This is a genomic window from Pedobacter sp. (assembly GCF_039594775.1).
Taxonomy (GTDB): Bacteria; Bacteroidota; Bacteroidia; order Sphingobacteriales; family Sphingobacteriaceae; genus Pedobacter.
In genome coordinates, this window is sequence record NZ_JBCNMT010000002.1 from 239,827 (window position 1) to 256,815 (window position 16,989).

Genomic DNA, 16,989 nt, shown 5'->3' on the forward strand with positions numbered 1-16,989 from the left:
AATCAATAAAAAATGGTTATTTTTGAATCTTTAATTTTTACATAAATTATGAGCGAAGAAAAAGATCCAAAGTCAAACTATTCCGCCGATAATATACAGGTTTTAGAAGGTTTAGAAGCCGTTCGTAAGCGCCCTTCAATGTATATTGGTGATACAGGGGTTAAAGGTTTGCACCATTTGGTTTATGAAGTCGTAGATAACTCTATTGATGAGGCTTTGGCCGGTCATGCTGATACCATCTACGTAAATATTTTAGAAGGTAACTCTATTAGGGTTGAAGATAACGGTCGTGGTATTCCAACCGGTATCAATACAAAAGAAAATAAATCGGCATTAGAAATTGTAATGACCGTTTTGCACGCTGGTGGTAAATTTGATAAAGATACTTACAAAGTTTCTGGTGGTTTGCACGGTGTGGGGGTAAGTTGCGTTAATGCATTATCTACGCATTTAAAAGCAGAAGTGCATCGTGAAGGTAAGATCTGGATGCAGGAATATGAAATAGGTGTTCCACAGTATGATGTAAAAGAGGTTGGTACTACAGATAAAAGAGGAACAATTGTAACTTTTAGTCCAGATCCGACCATTTTTACGCAAACTACCGAGTACCGTTATGATACCTTGGCAGGTCGTTTACGCGAACTTGCTTTCTTGAATAAGGGAATTACCTTAACCTTAACAGACGAGCGTGAGAAATTGGAAGATGGAAGCTATTTCCAAGAGGTGTTCCATTCTGATGGCGGTTTGAAGGAATTTGTTGCCTTTTTAGATGGTACTCGTGCTTCGTTCTTGCCAGAACCAATTTATATTGAAGGGATTAAAAATGGAATTCCAGTAGAATTGGCTTTCCAGTACAACGATAGCTATTCTGAAAATGTACACTCGTATGTGAACAACATTAACACTCACGAAGGAGGTACGCACATTGCAGGTTTCCGTCGTGGTTTAACACGTACCTTAAAAGCATATGCCGATAAATCGGGTTTGTTAAAGAACCTTAAGATGGAAATTACTGGTGATGACTTTAGGGAAGGCTTAACCGCGGTAGTTTCTGTTAAAGTTCAAGAACCGCAATTTGAGGGGCAAACCAAAACGAAATTGGGTAACTCTGAGGTAATGGGAGCGGTTGATGTAGCTGTAGGCGAAGCTTTGGGTAACTATCTAGAGGAAAATCCGAAAGAAGCCAAAATGATCATCAATAAGGTGATTTTAGCGGCTACCGCAAGAGCAGCAGCTCGTAAGGCTCGTGAAATGGTTCAACGTAAGAGTGTCATGGGTGGTTCTGGTTTACCAGGTAAACTAGCCGATTGCTCAGATAGTGATCCAGAAAAATGCGAAATCTTCCTAGTTGAGGGTGACTCGGCGGGTGGTACCGCTAAGCAAGGTCGTGATCGTAACTACCAAGCTATTCTGCCGTTAAAAGGTAAGATTTTGAACGTGGAGAAAGCAATGGAGCACAAGATTTATGAGAACGATGAGATCAAGAATATGTTTACGGCTTTAGGTGTAAGTATAGGTACTGAAGATGATGATAAAGCCTTGAACCTTGCCAAGCTACGTTACCATAAAATCGTGATCATGACGGATGCTGATATCGACGGTTCGCACATCACAACCTTGATCTTGACTTTCTTCTTCCGTTATATGAAGCCGTTAATTGAAGCTGGTTATGTTTATATTGCTGCACCACCTCTTTATCAAGTTAAAAAAGGAAAAGACTTTGAATACGCTTGGAATGATGCGCAACGTGATGCTGCTATCCAACGTTTAAAGGGAGCAGGTAAAGAAGATAGTGTACATGTACAACGTTATAAAGGTTTGGGAGAGATGAATGCAGAGCAGTTATGGGAAACCACTTTGGATCCTGCCCGTCGTACCTTAATGCAGGCTACAATTGAAAACGCTGCGGAATGTGACCATACTTTCTCTATGTTAATGGGTGATGAGGTTGCTCCACGTAGGGAGTTCATTGAGCGTAATGCAAAATATGCGAAGATAGACGCGTAAAAACTAAAACCAAATATAAAAATTAAGCCCTCCAGCATTACGCTTCGGAGGGCTTTCTGATTTGATAAAAAACAAACATTAAGAAATTTTCTATAAGATATAGTAGGAACCTACCGGAGCCATATCTACATGAGCCTTGTCTTCGAAAAGCTTATGGTCATCTAACATTTGACATAGGTCTTTTTCTATAGTTCTACAGATGGTGGTGGTAGGTGTATCTGTCGGCTTGTTTTCAAATGGATCTTGTAGGTGTACTGCCATTTTTTCTACCAGTAAAAAGAATACTGATATAGAAATAACTACTGGGATTTCCATAAACCCGAAATATTCAATCAAGCCAAAAGGTAACATCATAATGAACAGAAAGATCGACATGTGGATATACTTGCTATAAGTTACCGGGAAAATCGTTTTCTTGATACGTTCACATCCGCCCATGTGGTTACAAAGCGCATTAAGCGTTTTATCTATTTCAATTTGTTGGTATTTGTTGATCCAACCTTCCTGTAAGGCTTTTTTCAAGTCCATGGCATGTAGTTCTAATAAAGCCATGGTGACATTGTTCTGTCTCTTGATATAAGCGAATTCTTCAGGGTTTAAATATCGATCTAAACCTTTAGAGGAACTGTAACCTCGTAGAGATTGGCTTAAGGCATAGCACCAAGCAATTTGTCGTTTAATAAACCTATCTTTAAAAGCATCTACTTCTTCCGAAGCGTAGGGACTGTCCACGAAAGACATGATTTGTCTAGCTAATGACCTTGAATCATTTACAATGGCGCCCCAAAGTATTCGGGCCTCCCACCATCTGTCATAAGCCTGATTAGATCTAAATGCTAATAGTAATGAGATGATCGTACCTAATAAGGCAGGTACTGCAATGGGAATAGATATACGGGTGAAATGGAAGTTGTGATAAAGTACAACTACGGCCACCGAGTATAATACAACGAAAATTAGCTCTTGTTTAATTTTCCCAAATATGTAGGTAATTGGTATGTTTTTTCGTAACAGCATGATATTGGGTTTTTAAATGTTAAATAATATGAGCCTAAGCGCTAATCGTTTTGGCAACTTTCTCTGGTTGCATTTTAGTTTCGAAAAGCTCTTGCTCTTTTGCAATCACATCAGTATCAAGTTCAAGTACTTCGCAACCACAACGGGCAGTTAAATACTTCGGGTCGATACTGTATTTGTTAATTGGAGCGAAATTGTAGCGTTGAGGATACACCACAAGGTCTATTTGCAAGCCCTCAATTAGGTTTCTAAAGGCTGCTGCGGTACTTCCGTAAAAGAATTCTACACCAATGCCTTTAATCTTGTTTTGATATTTTGCAGTATAAGAATCTATCTTTTGACTGAATTCGTCGTTGATATGTTCATAGTCGCGGCTCCTTCTGCTTAACATCAACATGTCTGTAATGGAGTCTGATAATTTGAAAGCGTGTAAAAAGATAACGGTTATTTCTTCTAATCCTTGGTGTAATGCAATGGCGTCAATTATTTTAGTGCTTTCTACATTGAAATCTGTTGGAACTAATACTCTTTTCATAACCCTTATTGTTAAATGAATAAATAAATATTTAATACAATATTAGGGTAGGGAAATTATAGCCGCTTAAGAGCGAGATTAGAATGAGATTAGAATTTTAATTTACAGGAAGCATCACTTTAATTTCTGTTCCCAAGCCTTCCTGTGTTTTAATGCCAATGCTACCGCGGTGTAACCTTATGATATTTAATGATAAGGGTAAACCTACACCATAACCTTTAAAGTTACTGGTATTAGAAGCTCTGAAGAAAGGTTCAAAAATATGTTGGATGTCATCTTGAGGAATACCGATGCCTTGATCGACAACGGCTATAGATAGTAAATTGTTATTGCTTTCTAGTTTTACACTTACAGATTTAAAATCCGAATATTTACAGGCGTTGCTTACAATATTGGTGATGGCTAGTTTCAGAAGGTTTTTATTGGCTTTTAAGGTTACCGCCGACTCGTCTTCGGGAAGTTTACTTAAATCCAGCTCTATTTTGCTTTCGGGATGTACTTGGTAAACAGCGTCCTTAATCTCCCAAAGTAGTTCGTCGATCCTCACTTCTTCGCGGGGCTGTACCTTTCCGTTAAAGCCAGATTGTGCCAATCCCAATAAGCTGGTTAAAATATGTTCTAACCTGTCAGCTTCGCTTTTGATTTTATTTAGGGCATGTAGATGTTCTTTCGAACCCATTTCCGCATCCATGGCCAATTCTACCTCACCACTAATGATGGTTAGAGGTGTCCTTAACTCATGTGAAGCGTTACTGATGAAATTGTTCTGTGTCTCAAAAGCGGTCTCTAACCTGTTAAGCATATTGTTGAAGGTCTGAGCCAATTCTGACATTTCATCGCCGCCATAGCTCTTTACATCTAACCTTAAGTGAAGGTTCTCTGCTTTGATTCTCTTCATACTCTTGATGATATTCCTAAGCGGACCAAGTGTATAGTTAGAAAATTTCCAGCCTACAACGAATGATAACACTACCGAAAGAAAGAAACCCGCAATTAAAATCTTTTGCAGGTCTTTCAGTTCCCTAAAACCAAAAGGGTCATTAGCGGCAATAATTACAATATAGCCCTGCTGATTGATTTCAAAATATTTACCTGCATAAAAATGATTTTCTTTGCGGTAACGGGCCATTTTCCCTTCTTTAATACGTTCGTAAAAGCTTTTAGGAATTATATCATCAGTATTAATATTTATATTGGGGTGGGTATTCGTGTCAGCCTTTATCACATATTCTTTTTCCGAGGGTAAACGCTCCAAATATTGGCTGCGCATTTTGGAATAGGCTTCATTATTTTCATCTTTCACCAATTTAATTTGGGCAGCAATATTTACCCTTGCTTCCAAACGTTTGTAAAAGTCTTCAAAAGCAAACTCATTTGAGAAATACCAAACAAAGCCGCTTAACAACGAAATGATAATGGCAGAAAGAATGGCAAATAGTAAAGTAATTTTCTTGGTTAAATGCATTAGGATTCTTTTAATACATAACCTAGCCCAACGGCTGTATGTATTAGTTTTTGGTCGCTATTTTTATCTATTTTCTTGCGGAGATAGTTTACATAAACATCAACCACGTTGGTGCCTAGGTTAAAATCTATGTCCCAAACATTTTCTAAAATATCAATCCTGGAAAGGATCTTTGATTTGTTCCTGGCCAAAAACTCAAGTAACCTGTACTCTGTGGCGGTAAGCGTGATTTCGTTGTTCCCACGTTTTACGTTTTTAGCAGTAAGGTTAATTTGTAGATCGCTGATGTTGATGATTTGGTCAGGATTTGTCGAACCATTGTATCTGCGGAGCAGCATTCTGATACGTGCGAAAAGTTCCGCAAACTTAAAAGGTTTAATTAAATAATCATCGGCACCATTGTCTAGACCCGTAACTATGTTTTCTGTGCTGCCCAATGCGGTAAGCATAATAATAGGTACATTAGGTTTTTCTTTTTTGATGATTTTGCAAAGCTCAAGCCCGTTAATGCCTGGGAGCATAATGTCGAGGATAATGAGGTCAAAATGATTGGTCAAAGCCATTTTTTCGCCAGTATGTCCATCAGGAGCTACACTCACGTTAAATCCTTCAGCAGCTAAACCACGCACCACTACTGATACCACATTGGGTTCATCTTCAACAAGTAATAAATTCATCACAGGCAAATAGTTTAAAAAAAAGCAGATTAAAAAATATTATTTTAAAATCAGTATAAATTTTACCATTCATTAACCAACAGCGTTAAGAGCAAAAAGTTTGACCGTTGCTAATAAAAAAAGCCTCGCGATATCATTGCGAGGCTCTATACTTAATAACTGTTATTTATTTCTGTTCTGATTTTTCTTTTAACGATTTTAAGCCATCTTCAAAATCTTTACCAATCATCGAGTCCATGCTTTTAAAGACACACATCCATTTACTCATGATATTGTGTTCTCCACTCATAGTCCATGTTACTTTTGTACCGTCTCCCTCTTTTGTTAAATCAAATACCACATTTGCTAAGCTCTCGAAAGGCTTAATGAATTTCAAATCCATTTTTATTTGTTCGAAAGGTTTTACTTCGGTGATCTTCATTTCACCTTCACCCATCTTATCACCTGTCCAATGGTATTGATGCCCTACTTGTTCTGGCGTTCCGGTAACATCGTATTTTGTAGCAGTATCCATTTTAGACCAAGCATTCCACTTTAGGAAATTGTTGAAGTCGGCAATGTTTTTGTACACCAAGGTGTCTTTTGCAGCAATGCTGATAGATCTGTTTACGGAATAGGTCTTTGGAAGGAACATGCCCCCAATAAAAAAAATGGCAATCAGTACCACGACTACCACTAAGAAGATTTTTAAAAATTTCATATTCTTGTTTTGCTTGATTAGTTTAAAGTTAAGGAATTTTATAATTAGTTAAGGACTAGTTTTTTACTTGCTAGAAGCCCCCTTTAAACTTAAATCTTTAACGTTAGTTCTAATCTTTTGCATAAAATCTACCCCGGGGTCATTTTTACCTGTTTGATAATTGGGATTGGTTTCCTTCCATAAAGAAGTTCCTTTAAATTTAGTATACTCGTAATGTCCAATCAGGTATTCAATTTTGTACTTTTTGGTGAGGTATCTAATCAAATCTTCATTGGCCTTTAATTGGGCATCTGTCAATGGAAAATCAGCACTGCCCACATTTTCTACCCCAATAGCACAGTAGTTTAAACCAATTACATGGCGGGCGAGGTAATTGTCGGGCATGAGCCGATAAATAGTACCATCCCTATCGATTAAATACTGAGAAGAAGTGTTTAAACTACTCACTTTGGCAATGTCCTTTCTATCTCCATTGGGTAATTTTGCTGGATTAAAAGCATTGAAAGTGGAAGAGAAAGTTTTCGCAGCAGTCCAATGTAATACAATCATTTTGGGTTGTATGGTTGGTGTTTTTTGGATAATACCATGTCTTTCTTTCAAATATTCGAGAGATAGCTTAATCCGAGTAGAATCGTAAGTAATGGGTTTGTCTATGATTTTTATTTCTTGGGAGATTCCTAGTACAGAAATAAAATTGAGCATTAGAAGCAGGATCGTTTTTTGCATAGTCCATCTGTTTTTAACCATTAGGAAATTAAGGTGCATGAATACTGGCTTGTTTTTAATCTTTGTAAAACCTCAATACCTTTTTCTGGTAATCTATTTTACAGTTAAACTGCATTAAAATATCGCCGCCAATAATTCCTGCAATGGGAGGTTGGCCCATTTGTAGGTAAGTGTCTGAAACACTTTGCAAGTCAATAGCTACGGTTTCATAATTGGGCAATTTGAGTTTGCCTATTTGTAATAGGGGAATGTTGCCTACCAAGGTAGTTGTACTGCTAAAAATGGTGGCTGCCTGTTGTTCTTCACTTTCATGCAGATTTTCTACATGTTTCTCTACTAAGCCTTTGTCAAAAACTGAACGTGAAGCTCCAGTATCAACTACGGCAAATTGTTTCTCCCCAAAAACAACAATTTCCACTAAAATGTGGAAACCGTTGTCTTGTAAGTTCACTAAAATTAAAGGAACTGAAATTGTCTTCATTTCTAGGTTAATCGTTTAATTGTTTAGAAGGTTAATTGTATTGGAACGATGAAGCAATTAACCGATTTATCGCTTAAACTAATTTCATTTCTGCCAAAACATTGTTCATGTTGCGTACCGCATCAGCACTTTTATTGAATGCAGCTTGTTCCTTTTCGTTTAATTTATAATCGATAATTTTTTCCCAACCATTTTTGCCAATAATTACGGGAACACCCAGGCAAATGTCTTTTTGGCCGTATTCGCCGTCAAGTGCCACGCAGCAGGTAAACAATTTCTTCTCGTCCCTTACAATGGCTTCTACCAACGCAGCACCAGCGGCACCAGGTGCATACCAGGCCGAAGTACCCAACAAGCCCGTTAAGGTAGCACCGCCAACCATGGTATCCGCTGCTACTTTTTCCAAAGTGGCCTCATCCAATAAATCGGTTACAGGTAAACTTTGATAGGTAGCATATCTCGTTAAAGGAATCATGGTTGTATCACCGTGTCCACCAACTACAAAACCCTGTAAATCGTTAGGGTTGCAATTAAGTGCTTGGCTCAAATAATATTTAAAACGTGAGCTGTCCAAAGTACCGCCCATGCCAATAATTCTATTTTTAGGTAGCCCTAATGATTTGAGCGCTAAATAAGTCATCGTATCCATCGGATTGCTAATCACGATGATAATAGCTTCTGGAGAATATTTTAGAATGTTTTCGGCCACGCCTTTTACAATACCCGCATTAATTCCGATCAGCTCTTCGCGGGTCATTCCAGGTTTACGAGGCAAACCAGAGGTAATTACCGCTACTGCCGAGCCAGCCGTTTGGCTATAGTCATTGGTTACACCTTTAATTTTGGTGTCAAAGCCCAGCAACGTTGCCGTTTGCATCATGTCAATGGCTTTGCCTTCAGCAAAACCCTCTTTAATATCTAATAAAACTAGTTCCTCTGCTAATTCTTTCCTTGCAATGTTATCTGCACAGGTGGCACCAACGGCACCAGCACCTACTACTGTTATTTTCATGCTATATAATTTGGTTTTAATACTAGCGAAGCAATCTGATTTTTAAAATAAATACGACTACTTCATTTAGAGTAATTTATGGGTGTAACACTTAAAGAATTTTTATGAAACTAAGGTATAGATTTGTATCAGCTAAACAAATATTTTTTGCATTTGAGTTCATTGCGCAATACAAATGCTACAAAATCAGTATTTAGCGTTTTATGATTTCTCTTTCCTATTTATGTAATTTTTAGAAAATCAACCAAAGCACTCATGGCAATTGAAGTCTGGCTATTCGCTTTAACTATGTTTCGCTAGCGCTGCGTATCGTATCTGGATAGCTTATTCAAACTTTTGTATAGCATTTGCCAAATAATCAGAATCTTAGCCTGTTTTTATGACAATAGTTAGAACTATTTAACTAGAATTTTGTTTAAATTTAAAGTAATCTTCACATTAAATTTTTTGGGTTATGAATATAAAAGAACTATTGCTCAATGGTAAGGCATTTTTGGCCCTTTTAAATGATTTTGCAATCGAAGCAAAGAATGTCATTATTCAAGATGAAGATTTGCTTTTCTCTGGAGCTAATCAAAATAGTCCTGTGTTAAAAGAAACTGTTTGCATCGAAGGCAAAAATGAAGACGGCATTTTCAATTTTTTTGGAACTCTCCATTTTAATTTGTTGGAAAAGCTTGCTGTTTTTGAAATGCAGGGATATGAAAAGGTTGCACCTAAAGTTTAGCATAATTTACGAGTAAATAACTCAGTACATTGTATATTTGTCTTGCTAGCTGATGGAAGGTCCTTACAGATTGAAAAATAGGAGAACCATTACAAAGGCTAGACTTTAACAATTTAATTAAGATTTATGAAAAGAATTACACTAGCGGCCCTTTTTGTCTGCAGCTCATTTTTTGCGTTTGGTCAAATACTTCCATCATTTCAAATGGGATTAAAAGGTGGTTTAAATCTGTCTAAATTTAGCACAGAAAATACTTTTGGAAGTGACAATAGAGCAGGTTACTATGCTGGGATATGGACTCGTATTGGTGCGGCAGGTATACATTTGCAACCAGAATTGTATATTTCTGGTAAAAACACTACGCTAAAAAATAGCGGGCAAGAAAGCAAAGTGAAATTTACCAGTTTAGATGTGCCTGTTTTGGTAGGAACTAAAATTGGAGCAGCGGGTGTAGGAATCAGATTGAATACCGGACCTGTAGCCTCTTTTATTTTAAGCGATGATCAAAGTTTCAATCAAGCAGCATCGAACATATTCAATGGCGATTTCAAAGGACAAGCCTTTGCGTGGCAATTTGGAGCGGGCTTAGATTTAGGCAAGCTAAATGTTGATTTGAGGTACGAGTTAGGATTGTCTAAATTGAATTCGGCAGGATATCCTGATACCAAGTTAAACTTGTTCACCTTTGGGTTAGGACTTAGGCTATTTTAAACTATAAAAAAAGAACAAATAACAAAAAAGCCCAGCTTCATATGAAGTTGGGCTTTTTTGTTAACTTTTTTCGATGAGTTCGTAAGTATGGGCGCCTTTAAGCGGACGTATCACTTTATGTTGTTTTTCACTGATTACCTTAATGAAGCAAGCTCCGAAATAGAAAATCAGAGAGGAATAGAAAACAAACAACATGACTAGTACAATAGATCCAGATGCGCCATAAATATTCTCGATGTTGCTAAGTGGCAGCATAATTCGCAATACGTATTTACCCAAATTGAATAGTACACCTGTTAAAAGCCCGCCTTGCAAAGCTATTTTCCAACTTGGCCTGGCATTGGTTAAAAACCTGAATAAAATGGTGAACCAAACGGTTACAATAAGGGTAAAAATAGTTTGGTTGAGCACCCAGAGCAACCATTTTCCAAAGGTGGGCGAAGTGCCATTAAGGTAGGTGGTCACTATGGCCTGTATACTATCGGTTACCAAACCTATAAAAAACAAAATGCCAGCCAATAGGATGATCATCATGGAGCGACCGCGGATTTTCAGGGTAAATAGAAAACCCATTTTGGCATCTTGGCCAATGTTCCATATCTGTTCCACAGAGTTTTTGATGACATTGAATAGGGTAGTGGCTACAAAAATGAAAAATACAAAAGTTAAAATAGTAGCCCACCAATTGTGGTCAATTCCACGAATGTTCCTCAAAGTTTCCCTGATTTGTTCGGTACTGCTAGGAATCAAAATTTCCGAAATACGCTCAAACAAACGAGTAGCAAGTATTTTTCTATCTACAAAAAAACCAAAGAGCCTAATAAGGATAAGTAGAATTGGAGGGATAGCAAAATTGGCAAAAAAGGCAGTCGCACCCGCTAAGCGTAAAGGATCGTTTTTTTGGTATAATGCAAATGCTTTTTGTAAATGATAAGCAAAAAGTAAAAGCTTTGATTTCTTAATAGCTGTTGTTTTTCCCATTAGTGAGTTTCAAAAATAACAAAATATGCCTAACGGATGTTTGTTATTGTTGTTTTTAACAGTAAAATATATAGTAACAAGTATTTACGGTCGATAAAAACATTATTGACTGATTTTTGGTTAACTTAATTAGTCAATCAAAATAAGTATGAATAACTTTTTTAGAACAATATTTGCTGGCTGGGGTGCCTGGAAACTAGGTGGTGGTTGTTTATCAACCATTGTTATTTTTGTGGTGTTGTATTATTTATTGGGGCATTGCTAAAATTCATTAGCTTCGTCATTTTGAGCGCAGTCGAGAAATCTTTGAAGGGTATTAGACTCGATTCAAAGATTTCCCCACTACGCTTCATTCGAAATGACGTGTAGACAATTTAAAAGTTTATAAGTTGCCTCTTAGAGCTTGTTCTCTTTCAATACTTTCAAACAAGGCTTTAAAGTTGCCAGCGCCAAAGCTTTGTGCACCTTTGCGCTCAATAATTTCGAAAAACAAAGTAGGACGGTCTTCAACAGGTTTAGTGAAAATCTGTAATAAATAGCCTTCTTCATCACGGTCTACTAAAATGCCAAGTTCCTTTAATGGTGTAATTTCTTCATCAATTTCTCCCACACGTTCGCCCATCATATCGTAATAAGCTTGTGGAGGAGCACTCAAAAATTCTACACCACGAGCTTTAAGTGTTCTAACCGTTTTAACAATGTCTTTGGTCGCAACGGCAATGTGTTGTACGCCTTCGCCTTCATAAAATTCTAAGTACTCTTCAATCTGTGATTTCTTTTTACCTTCTGCGGGCTCATTGATTGGAAATTTAGAATAACCGTTGCCATTGCTCATTACCTTACTCATCAAGGCAGAATATTCAGTATTGATTTGTTTATCATCAAAAGTTAAAATGTTCACAAAGCCCATCACTTCTTCATACCATTTTACGGTTTCGTTCATGCGGTTCCAACCTACGTTACCTACACAGTGGTCAATGTAAAGTAAGCCTGCATCTTCGGGGTTGTACTCACTTTCCCATTTACGATAACCTGGCATAAAAACACCATTGTAGTTTTTGCGCTCAATAAACATGTGAACTGTTTCACCGTAAGTGTAAATTCCCGACATGCGTATTTCGCCATGCTCGTCAGTAAGCGTTTGAGGCTCTAGATACGGTTTTCCGCCACGTTTGGTTGTTTCTTCAAAAGCGCTATAAGCATCGTCTACCCAAAGCGCCAATATTTTCACTCCGTCGCCATGTTTTTTTACATGCTCTGAAATAGCGCTATCTGATTTTAGTGCAGTGGTCAAAATCAAACGGATTTTTCCCTGTTGCAATACGTAAGAAGCTCTATCTTTTACCCCTGTTTCTGGCCCAGCGTAAGCCAGCGATTGAAAGCCAAAGGCTGTTTTGTAATAATGTGCGGCCTGTTTGGCATTACCTACATAAAATTCAATATAATCCGTTCCGTTAATGGGAAGGAAATCTTGTGCTTTCGCTATTTTCTCTGCAAATGTTTGTGTGCTCATTTTGTTTTTATAAAGTCCGAAAGTCCGAATGACGGAGTCGGTTGTTGTAATAAGTTTTTTAATAGGTGTAAGTGATAGCTCTCCGACTATTACTCCACGTTTATCTGCCAGCTTTTATGATAACTTTCGTCTTCAATGGCCAAGGCATCTTCAGTTAGCATTAAAGGTCTAAAAGGGTCTATCATCACGGCAAGTTCTTCCGTTTTTTCTTTTCCTATTGATTTTTCAACTGTACCGGGGTGTGGTCCGTGAGGGATACCACCTGGATGTAAGGTAATTTGGCCTTTCACAACGCTCTTACGACTCATGAAATCGCCATCTACATAATATAGAACCTCATCACTATCCACATTGCTATGGTTGTAAGGCGCAGGAATGGCTAATGGATGGTAGTCGTATTTACGGGGTACAAAGGAACAGATTACGAAGTTATGTCCTTCAAAAGTTTGATGCACTGGAGGAGGTTGATGTAAACGGCCCGTAATGGGTTCAAAGTTGTGTATCGAAAATGCCCATGGGTAATGGAAACCGTCCCAGCCTACAAAATCAAATGGATGAGTGCCATAAGTATAAGGATACATGATGCCTTGCTTCTTGATCAGCACCTTAAACTCGCCAAATTCATCAAAGGTCTGCAGGTTTTGTGGTCGTTTAATGTCCCTTTCGCAAAATGGTGAGTGCTCTTCCAATTGACCAAAGGCATTGCGATACCTTTTTGGTGTACGAATTGGGCTAAAGCTTTCTACAATAAACAAACGGTTGTTTTCTTCGTTAAATTCCATTTGGTAAATGGTGCCGCGTGGAATAATAAGGTAGTCGCCGTATTCAAATGCAATTTCACCAAAACCCGTTTTTAATTTCCCGGTGCCTTCATGGATAAAGATCACCTCATCAGCCTGACTGTTTTTATAAAAATAATCACTCATTGATTTTTTAGGGGCCGCCAGTGAAATGTGCAGGTCGCTGTTCACTAAAACAGGCTTACGACTTTTTAAATAGTCATCTTCTGGCTTAACATTAAAGCCAATTAAGCTGGTATGGCGTAAATGTTTTTCCCGAGCAATTTTAGGCTCAACATTGTATGGCTCTCCAATGGATTTTACAATCGTAGGAGGATGGCAATGGTAAACCAAAGAATACAAGCTCGAAAAACCTTCGGTAGAAACCAATTCTTCAGCGTACAAATCGCCATTTGGCTTACGGAAAACAGTATGTCTTTTAGGAGGAATACTCCCTAAAGTGTGATAAATAGGCATATTATAAGGTTAATTTGGTTAGAATTAATATAATGAATAATTGTGGAAAGCGTTTAGATGACGTTTAAAAAACGTAACAAAAGAAGCCTACAAAGAGTATTGGGCAAAAATAAGTTTAGATAGCATTGCGTGTAGATACAATGAAATCCTATCTTTAATAATAAAACTATTTAATTGCTGTAAAGTCATCTGTTTTAAACGAATGCAAGATAGCAGTTTTAATTGAAATTTCAGCAATATTAACGCTACTAAAATGAAAACAAATCTTATTCTAATCTTGTTTGTTTTGCTGGCTGGTAATTGTTTTGCGCAACAAAAAAAAGCCTATCAAATTAAAATCAAAACCTTAAAAAATGAAACGCTAAAAGGTAACTTTCATCAAGTTAATGACAGCGGTTTTGTGGTTATCTCTAATAAAGATACCTCTTTTGTAAGGAACACAGAAGTGAAAAAATTGAAAGTATATGAAAAGGGGATTTTAATTCCTTCACTGTTAACCGGTGGGGGAACCGTTGGTTTACTTTCTTTAGTTGTGGGGCCAATGGCGGGCGCATTCCTTATTGTGGGGGTGCCAGTTGGTTTAACGGTAGGATACGTTGTTTCTAATACGGTTGCTACTAAAAAACGCTATCGAGATTTTCAAAGTTTAGATAAGTCGTTAGTGCGTCTTGAATTGCAATCGTATGCTCAAATTAATCGGTAATTAATTTTAGAGCTAAACCATTTTTCATAGCTTTGACCACAAATCCAATATAAACCATCTCCAATTTGCATTGTTGTTCCATTGGATGTGGAAACTACACCACTAACAAAAAATATTTATATCAATGAAACTCGTATCCTACAAAACTGAAGACAAGGAGCATTTAGGAATTTATGCCAACGGACATATTTATAACCTTAACTCTTGCGATAAGCTAATTCCCGACCACATGAATGCCTTTTTAGAGGGTGGTGAGCCATTAATGGAAAGAGCGAAAAAAATCAATAAGGATATTTTAGATGGAAAACTGTCGCCAAAGGAGGAAGTGTTTTACGAGCTGTTGGCACCGGTACCGCACCCAACTTCTTGCAGAGATGGCTATGCATTTAGGCAACACGTAGCGGCAGCACGTAGAAACCGCAAGGTTGATATGATTGCCGAGTTTGACCAATATCCGATTTTTTATTTTACCAATCATAATGCTATTCAAGGTCCAGGTGAAATTGAATGTATGCCAGATCATTTCCAAAAACTTGATTTTGAATTGGAAGTGGCAGCAGTGATTGGAAAAAAAGGTCGCAACATTAAAGCTGCCGAAGCGGATGAGTACATCGCCGGTTATACCATTATGAATGATATGAGTGCCCGTACTTTGCAAATGGAAGAGATGTTGTTGAATCTAGGTCCAGCAAAGGGAAAGGATTTTTCTACCGTTATTGGTCCTTGGTTAGTTACGCCAGATGAGTTGGAGCAATTTAAAGTAGCTGCTAAGGAGAATCATGTAGGCAACAATTACAATCTGAAAATGACCTGTAAGGTAAATGGTATAGAGGTTTCTAGTGGAAATATGGCGGACATGGATTGGACTTTTGCCGAAATTATTGAGCGCTGCGCTTATGGCGTTGATATTTTGCCTGGTGATGTCATTGGTTCTGGAACCGTAGGTACAGGATGTTTCCTGGAACTTAACGGTACAGGTTTATTAAATGACCCTAATTATAAAGTGCAGTGGTTACAAGCAGGCGACCATGTGGAAATGGAGATCACAGGTTTGGGTGCTTTGAGCAATACCATTACAAAAGTAGATACAGATTTTTCTATTCTGGCTTTAAAGAAATAATAAAAAAGGGAAAGCAGGGCTAAATGTTTATCGGACACGAAAGCCCTGCATCCGCTTTATCCCAATATCCTTCGACATGAGATTGGGATGCCCGCTACTGTCAGGTTTAGTTTACTTAGGCAAACCTTTCTATGATAAACCCAACAGCAGTGGAAATACTTTTTGTTTTCTGTCATTCAGAGCGTAGCGAAGAATCTTTAAACAGGATACAGTAAAAGTAGATTCCTCCTAACGTCGGAATGACAACAATGGAGTTAAGAAAAAAACAACTTTCCAATCTTATACCTTACAACAAATATGCTGACACTTAAATGCGATGATTTAACTCCTGTGCAATTGCAAAACTATTTGCAGTATGCCATAGCGCCACGACCAATTTGCCTAGCTTCAACGATAGATGCCAAAGGGAACATTAATCTTAGTCCTTTTAGTTTCTTTAATATGTTTAGCACTAATCCGCCTATTTGCATTTTTTCGCCGGCTAGAAGAGTGCGGGATAATACCACAAAGCACACTTTGGAGAACGTAAGGGAAGTAAGAGAATGTGTGATCAACATTGTGAATTATGCGATGGTGCAGCAAACTAGTTTATCGAGCACCGAATACGGGAAAGAGGTTAATGAATTCGAAAAAGCTGGATTTACGATGGAAACATCACATTTGGTGAAGCCGCCAAGGGTTGCTGAAGCGCCCGTACAATTAGAATGTGTGGTTAATCAAATTATTCCTTTGGGGGATCAGCACGGTGCAGGAAATTTGATTTTAGCGGAGATTAAACTCATTCACATCAAAGAGGAAATTTTAGATTCAGAGGGTAAGATTGATCAGCATAAAATTGATTTGGTAGCCCGTTTGGGAGGAAATTGGTACAGTCGAATAACTCCTGAAAGTTTATTTACCGTTCCTAAACCACTCACTACATTAGGAATAGGCATAAGTGCTTTACCTATTTCAGTACGTCAATCAAAAGTACTTACGGGTAACGATTTAGGTTTGCTAGGTAACGAAGAGCAATTGCCCAATGATGATGAAATTTCGGAAATGCAATGGAATACCAACGTGAAGGACATTATGGACGCCACCATTGGTGATGCTGCCAATAGGGAAAGAGAGCTGCACGAATTTGCTAAAGAGTTAATTGCTTACGGAAAAGTATCGGATGCCTTGAAGGTATTATTGCTTTAACAGTTGGCGTCTGCAATAATCTGCTTTATAATATCCAAAGATTCCTCTGTAAAGTCGAGATGACGAACCTGGGAGTCTTGTGGGTGTAATAAAGGACTTCGGCTATTTGTTCATTACTTCTGCCATTCCTATCCCGTCATTTGGACCGAAGCGGAGAAATCTAGCAACTTATT

17 protein-coding genes are annotated in these 16,989 nt (G+C 37.9%); 6 read left to right on the forward strand and 11 right to left on the reverse strand.

Annotated elements, in window-relative coordinates; all coding sequences use genetic code 11:
- Positions 1-48 precede the first annotated feature (48 nt).
- Positions 49-2,007: a DNA topoisomerase (ATP-hydrolyzing) subunit B gene (gene gyrB, locus ABDV71_RS07185; RefSeq protein ID WP_343531767.1), complete on the forward strand. Its 1,959-nt coding sequence runs from the start codon at positions 49-51 to the stop codon at positions 2,005-2,007.
- A 90-nt stretch (positions 2,008-2,097) separates the two neighbouring features.
- Here gyrB and ABDV71_RS07190 read toward each other — a convergent pair whose 3' ends face one another.
- The 8 genes from ABDV71_RS07190 to mdh form a co-directional block, all read right to left on the reverse strand.
- Complete coding sequence (locus ABDV71_RS07190) at positions 2,098-3,024, reverse strand: bestrophin family ion channel (RefSeq protein ID WP_343531768.1); 927 nt, start codon at positions 3,022-3,024, stop codon at positions 2,098-2,100.
- 34 nt (positions 3,025-3,058) lie between these two features.
- A complete protein-coding gene (locus tag ABDV71_RS07195) occupies positions 3,059-3,559 on the reverse strand; it encodes a hypothetical protein (RefSeq protein WP_343531769.1) in 501 nt (166 codons plus the stop codon).
- 97 nt (positions 3,560-3,656) lie between these two features.
- Complete coding sequence (locus ABDV71_RS07200; protein ID WP_343531770.1) at positions 3,657-5,024, reverse strand: HAMP domain-containing sensor histidine kinase; 1,368 nt, start codon at positions 5,022-5,024, stop codon at positions 3,657-3,659.
- Positions 5,024-5,701: a response regulator transcription factor gene (locus ABDV71_RS07205; protein ID WP_343531771.1), complete on the reverse strand. Its 678-nt coding sequence runs from the start codon at positions 5,699-5,701 to the stop codon at positions 5,024-5,026. The genes ABDV71_RS07200 and ABDV71_RS07205 overlap by 1 nt, the downstream gene beginning before the upstream one ends.
- Before the next feature lie 166 nt (positions 5,702-5,867).
- The gene (locus ABDV71_RS07210; RefSeq protein ID WP_343531772.1) at positions 5,868-6,401 is read right to left on the reverse strand and encodes an SRPBCC family protein; all 534 of its coding nucleotides are present in this window, start codon (positions 6,399-6,401) and stop codon (positions 5,868-5,870) included.
- 63 nt (positions 6,402-6,464) lie between these two features.
- On the reverse strand, positions 6,465-7,127 hold the full coding sequence (locus ABDV71_RS07215; RefSeq protein ID WP_343531773.1) for a peptidoglycan recognition family protein: 663 nt from the start codon (positions 7,125-7,127) through the stop codon (positions 6,465-6,467).
- A 55-nt stretch (positions 7,128-7,182) separates the two neighbouring features.
- Complete coding sequence (locus tag ABDV71_RS07220) at positions 7,183-7,608, reverse strand: aspartyl protease family protein (RefSeq protein WP_343531774.1); 426 nt, start codon at positions 7,606-7,608, stop codon at positions 7,183-7,185.
- Between the two features lie 73 nt (positions 7,609-7,681).
- Entirely contained in the window at positions 7,682-8,620 is a 939-nt protein-coding gene (mdh, locus tag ABDV71_RS07225; RefSeq protein WP_343531775.1) for a malate dehydrogenase, read from the reverse strand.
- A 454-nt stretch (positions 8,621-9,074) separates the two neighbouring features.
- Between mdh and ABDV71_RS07230 the strand changes: the two genes are divergently transcribed.
- Positions 9,075-9,347 carry a hypothetical protein gene (locus tag ABDV71_RS07230; RefSeq protein ID WP_343531776.1) on the forward strand — a complete coding sequence of 91 codons (273 nt, stop codon included), beginning with the start codon at positions 9,075-9,077 and terminating at the stop codon, positions 9,345-9,347.
- Positions 9,348-9,473: 126 nt separating this feature from the next.
- The gene (locus tag ABDV71_RS07235) at positions 9,474-10,058 is read left to right on the forward strand and encodes a porin family protein (RefSeq protein WP_343531777.1); all 585 of its coding nucleotides are present in this window, start codon (positions 9,474-9,476) and stop codon (positions 10,056-10,058) included.
- A 60-nt stretch (positions 10,059-10,118) separates the two neighbouring features.
- Here ABDV71_RS07235 and ABDV71_RS07240 read toward each other — a convergent pair whose 3' ends face one another.
- From ABDV71_RS07240 to ABDV71_RS07250, 3 genes are all read right to left on the reverse strand, one after another.
- A complete protein-coding gene (locus ABDV71_RS07240) occupies positions 10,119-11,039 on the reverse strand; it encodes a YihY/virulence factor BrkB family protein (protein WP_343531778.1) in 921 nt (306 codons plus the stop codon).
- A gap of 382 nt (positions 11,040-11,421) precedes the next feature.
- Complete coding sequence (gene hppD / locus ABDV71_RS07245) at positions 11,422-12,552, reverse strand: 4-hydroxyphenylpyruvate dioxygenase (protein ID WP_343531779.1); 1,131 nt, start codon at positions 12,550-12,552, stop codon at positions 11,422-11,424.
- A gap of 89 nt (positions 12,553-12,641) precedes the next feature.
- Positions 12,642-13,808, reverse strand: coding sequence for a homogentisate 1,2-dioxygenase (locus ABDV71_RS07250; protein WP_343531780.1), 1,167 nt, complete (start codon positions 13,806-13,808; stop codon positions 12,642-12,644).
- A gap of 253 nt (positions 13,809-14,061) precedes the next feature.
- On the opposite strand from ABDV71_RS07250, the gene ABDV71_RS07255 reads away from it, so the two are divergent.
- From ABDV71_RS07255 to ABDV71_RS07265, 3 genes are all read left to right on the forward strand, one after another.
- Complete coding sequence (locus ABDV71_RS07255) at positions 14,062-14,511, forward strand: hypothetical protein (protein WP_343531781.1); 450 nt, start codon at positions 14,062-14,064, stop codon at positions 14,509-14,511.
- A gap of 124 nt (positions 14,512-14,635) precedes the next feature.
- Positions 14,636-15,631 carry a fumarylacetoacetate hydrolase family protein gene (locus ABDV71_RS07260; protein ID WP_343531782.1) on the forward strand — a complete coding sequence of 332 codons (996 nt, stop codon included), beginning with the start codon at positions 14,636-14,638 and terminating at the stop codon, positions 15,629-15,631.
- Positions 15,632-15,928: 297 nt separating this feature from the next.
- The gene (locus tag ABDV71_RS07265) at positions 15,929-16,816 is read left to right on the forward strand and encodes a flavin reductase family protein (RefSeq protein ID WP_343531783.1); all 888 of its coding nucleotides are present in this window, start codon (positions 15,929-15,931) and stop codon (positions 16,814-16,816) included.
- Positions 16,817-16,989 lie beyond the last annotated feature (173 nt).

What these genes read in the sequence shown, in the direction of transcription:
- gyrB (WP_343531767.1), top strand. Translation starts at nt 49, where the DNA reads ATGAGCGAAGAAAAAGATCCAAAGTCAAACTATTCCGCCGATAATATA.
- ABDV71_RS07190 (WP_343531768.1), bottom strand. Translation starts at nt 3,024, where the DNA reads ATGCTGTTACGAAAAAACATACCAATTACCTACATATTTGGGAAAATT.
- ABDV71_RS07195 (WP_343531769.1), bottom strand. Translation starts at nt 3,559, where the DNA reads ATGAAAAGAGTATTAGTTCCAACAGATTTCAATGTAGAAAGCACTAAA.
- ABDV71_RS07200 (WP_343531770.1), bottom strand. Translation starts at nt 5,024, where the DNA reads ATGCATTTAACCAAGAAAATTACTTTACTATTTGCCATTCTTTCTGCC.
- ABDV71_RS07205 (WP_343531771.1), bottom strand. Translation starts at nt 5,701, where the DNA reads ATGAATTTATTACTTGTTGAAGATGAACCCAATGTGGTATCAGTAGTG.
- ABDV71_RS07210 (WP_343531772.1), bottom strand. Translation starts at nt 6,401, where the DNA reads ATGAAATTTTTAAAAATCTTCTTAGTGGTAGTCGTGGTACTGATTGCC.
- ABDV71_RS07215 (WP_343531773.1), bottom strand. Translation starts at nt 7,127, where the DNA reads ATGCAAAAAACGATCCTGCTTCTAATGCTCAATTTTATTTCTGTACTA.
- ABDV71_RS07220 (WP_343531774.1), bottom strand. Translation starts at nt 7,608, where the DNA reads ATGAAGACAATTTCAGTTCCTTTAATTTTAGTGAACTTACAAGACAAC.
- mdh (WP_343531775.1), bottom strand. Translation starts at nt 8,620, where the DNA reads ATGAAAATAACAGTAGTAGGTGCTGGTGCCGTTGGTGCCACCTGTGCA.
- ABDV71_RS07230 (WP_343531776.1), top strand. Translation starts at nt 9,075, where the DNA reads ATGAATATAAAAGAACTATTGCTCAATGGTAAGGCATTTTTGGCCCTT.
- ABDV71_RS07235 (WP_343531777.1), top strand. Translation starts at nt 9,474, where the DNA reads ATGAAAAGAATTACACTAGCGGCCCTTTTTGTCTGCAGCTCATTTTTT.
- ABDV71_RS07240 (WP_343531778.1), bottom strand. Translation starts at nt 11,039, where the DNA reads ATGGGAAAAACAACAGCTATTAAGAAATCAAAGCTTTTACTTTTTGCT.
- hppD (WP_343531779.1), bottom strand. Translation starts at nt 12,552, where the DNA reads ATGAGCACACAAACATTTGCAGAGAAAATAGCGAAAGCACAAGATTTC.
- ABDV71_RS07250 (WP_343531780.1), bottom strand. Translation starts at nt 13,808, where the DNA reads ATGCCTATTTATCACACTTTAGGGAGTATTCCTCCTAAAAGACATACT.
- ABDV71_RS07255 (WP_343531781.1), top strand. Translation starts at nt 14,062, where the DNA reads ATGAAAACAAATCTTATTCTAATCTTGTTTGTTTTGCTGGCTGGTAAT.
- ABDV71_RS07260 (WP_343531782.1), top strand. Translation starts at nt 14,636, where the DNA reads ATGAAACTCGTATCCTACAAAACTGAAGACAAGGAGCATTTAGGAATT.
- ABDV71_RS07265 (WP_343531783.1), top strand. Translation starts at nt 15,929, where the DNA reads ATGCTGACACTTAAATGCGATGATTTAACTCCTGTGCAATTGCAAAAC.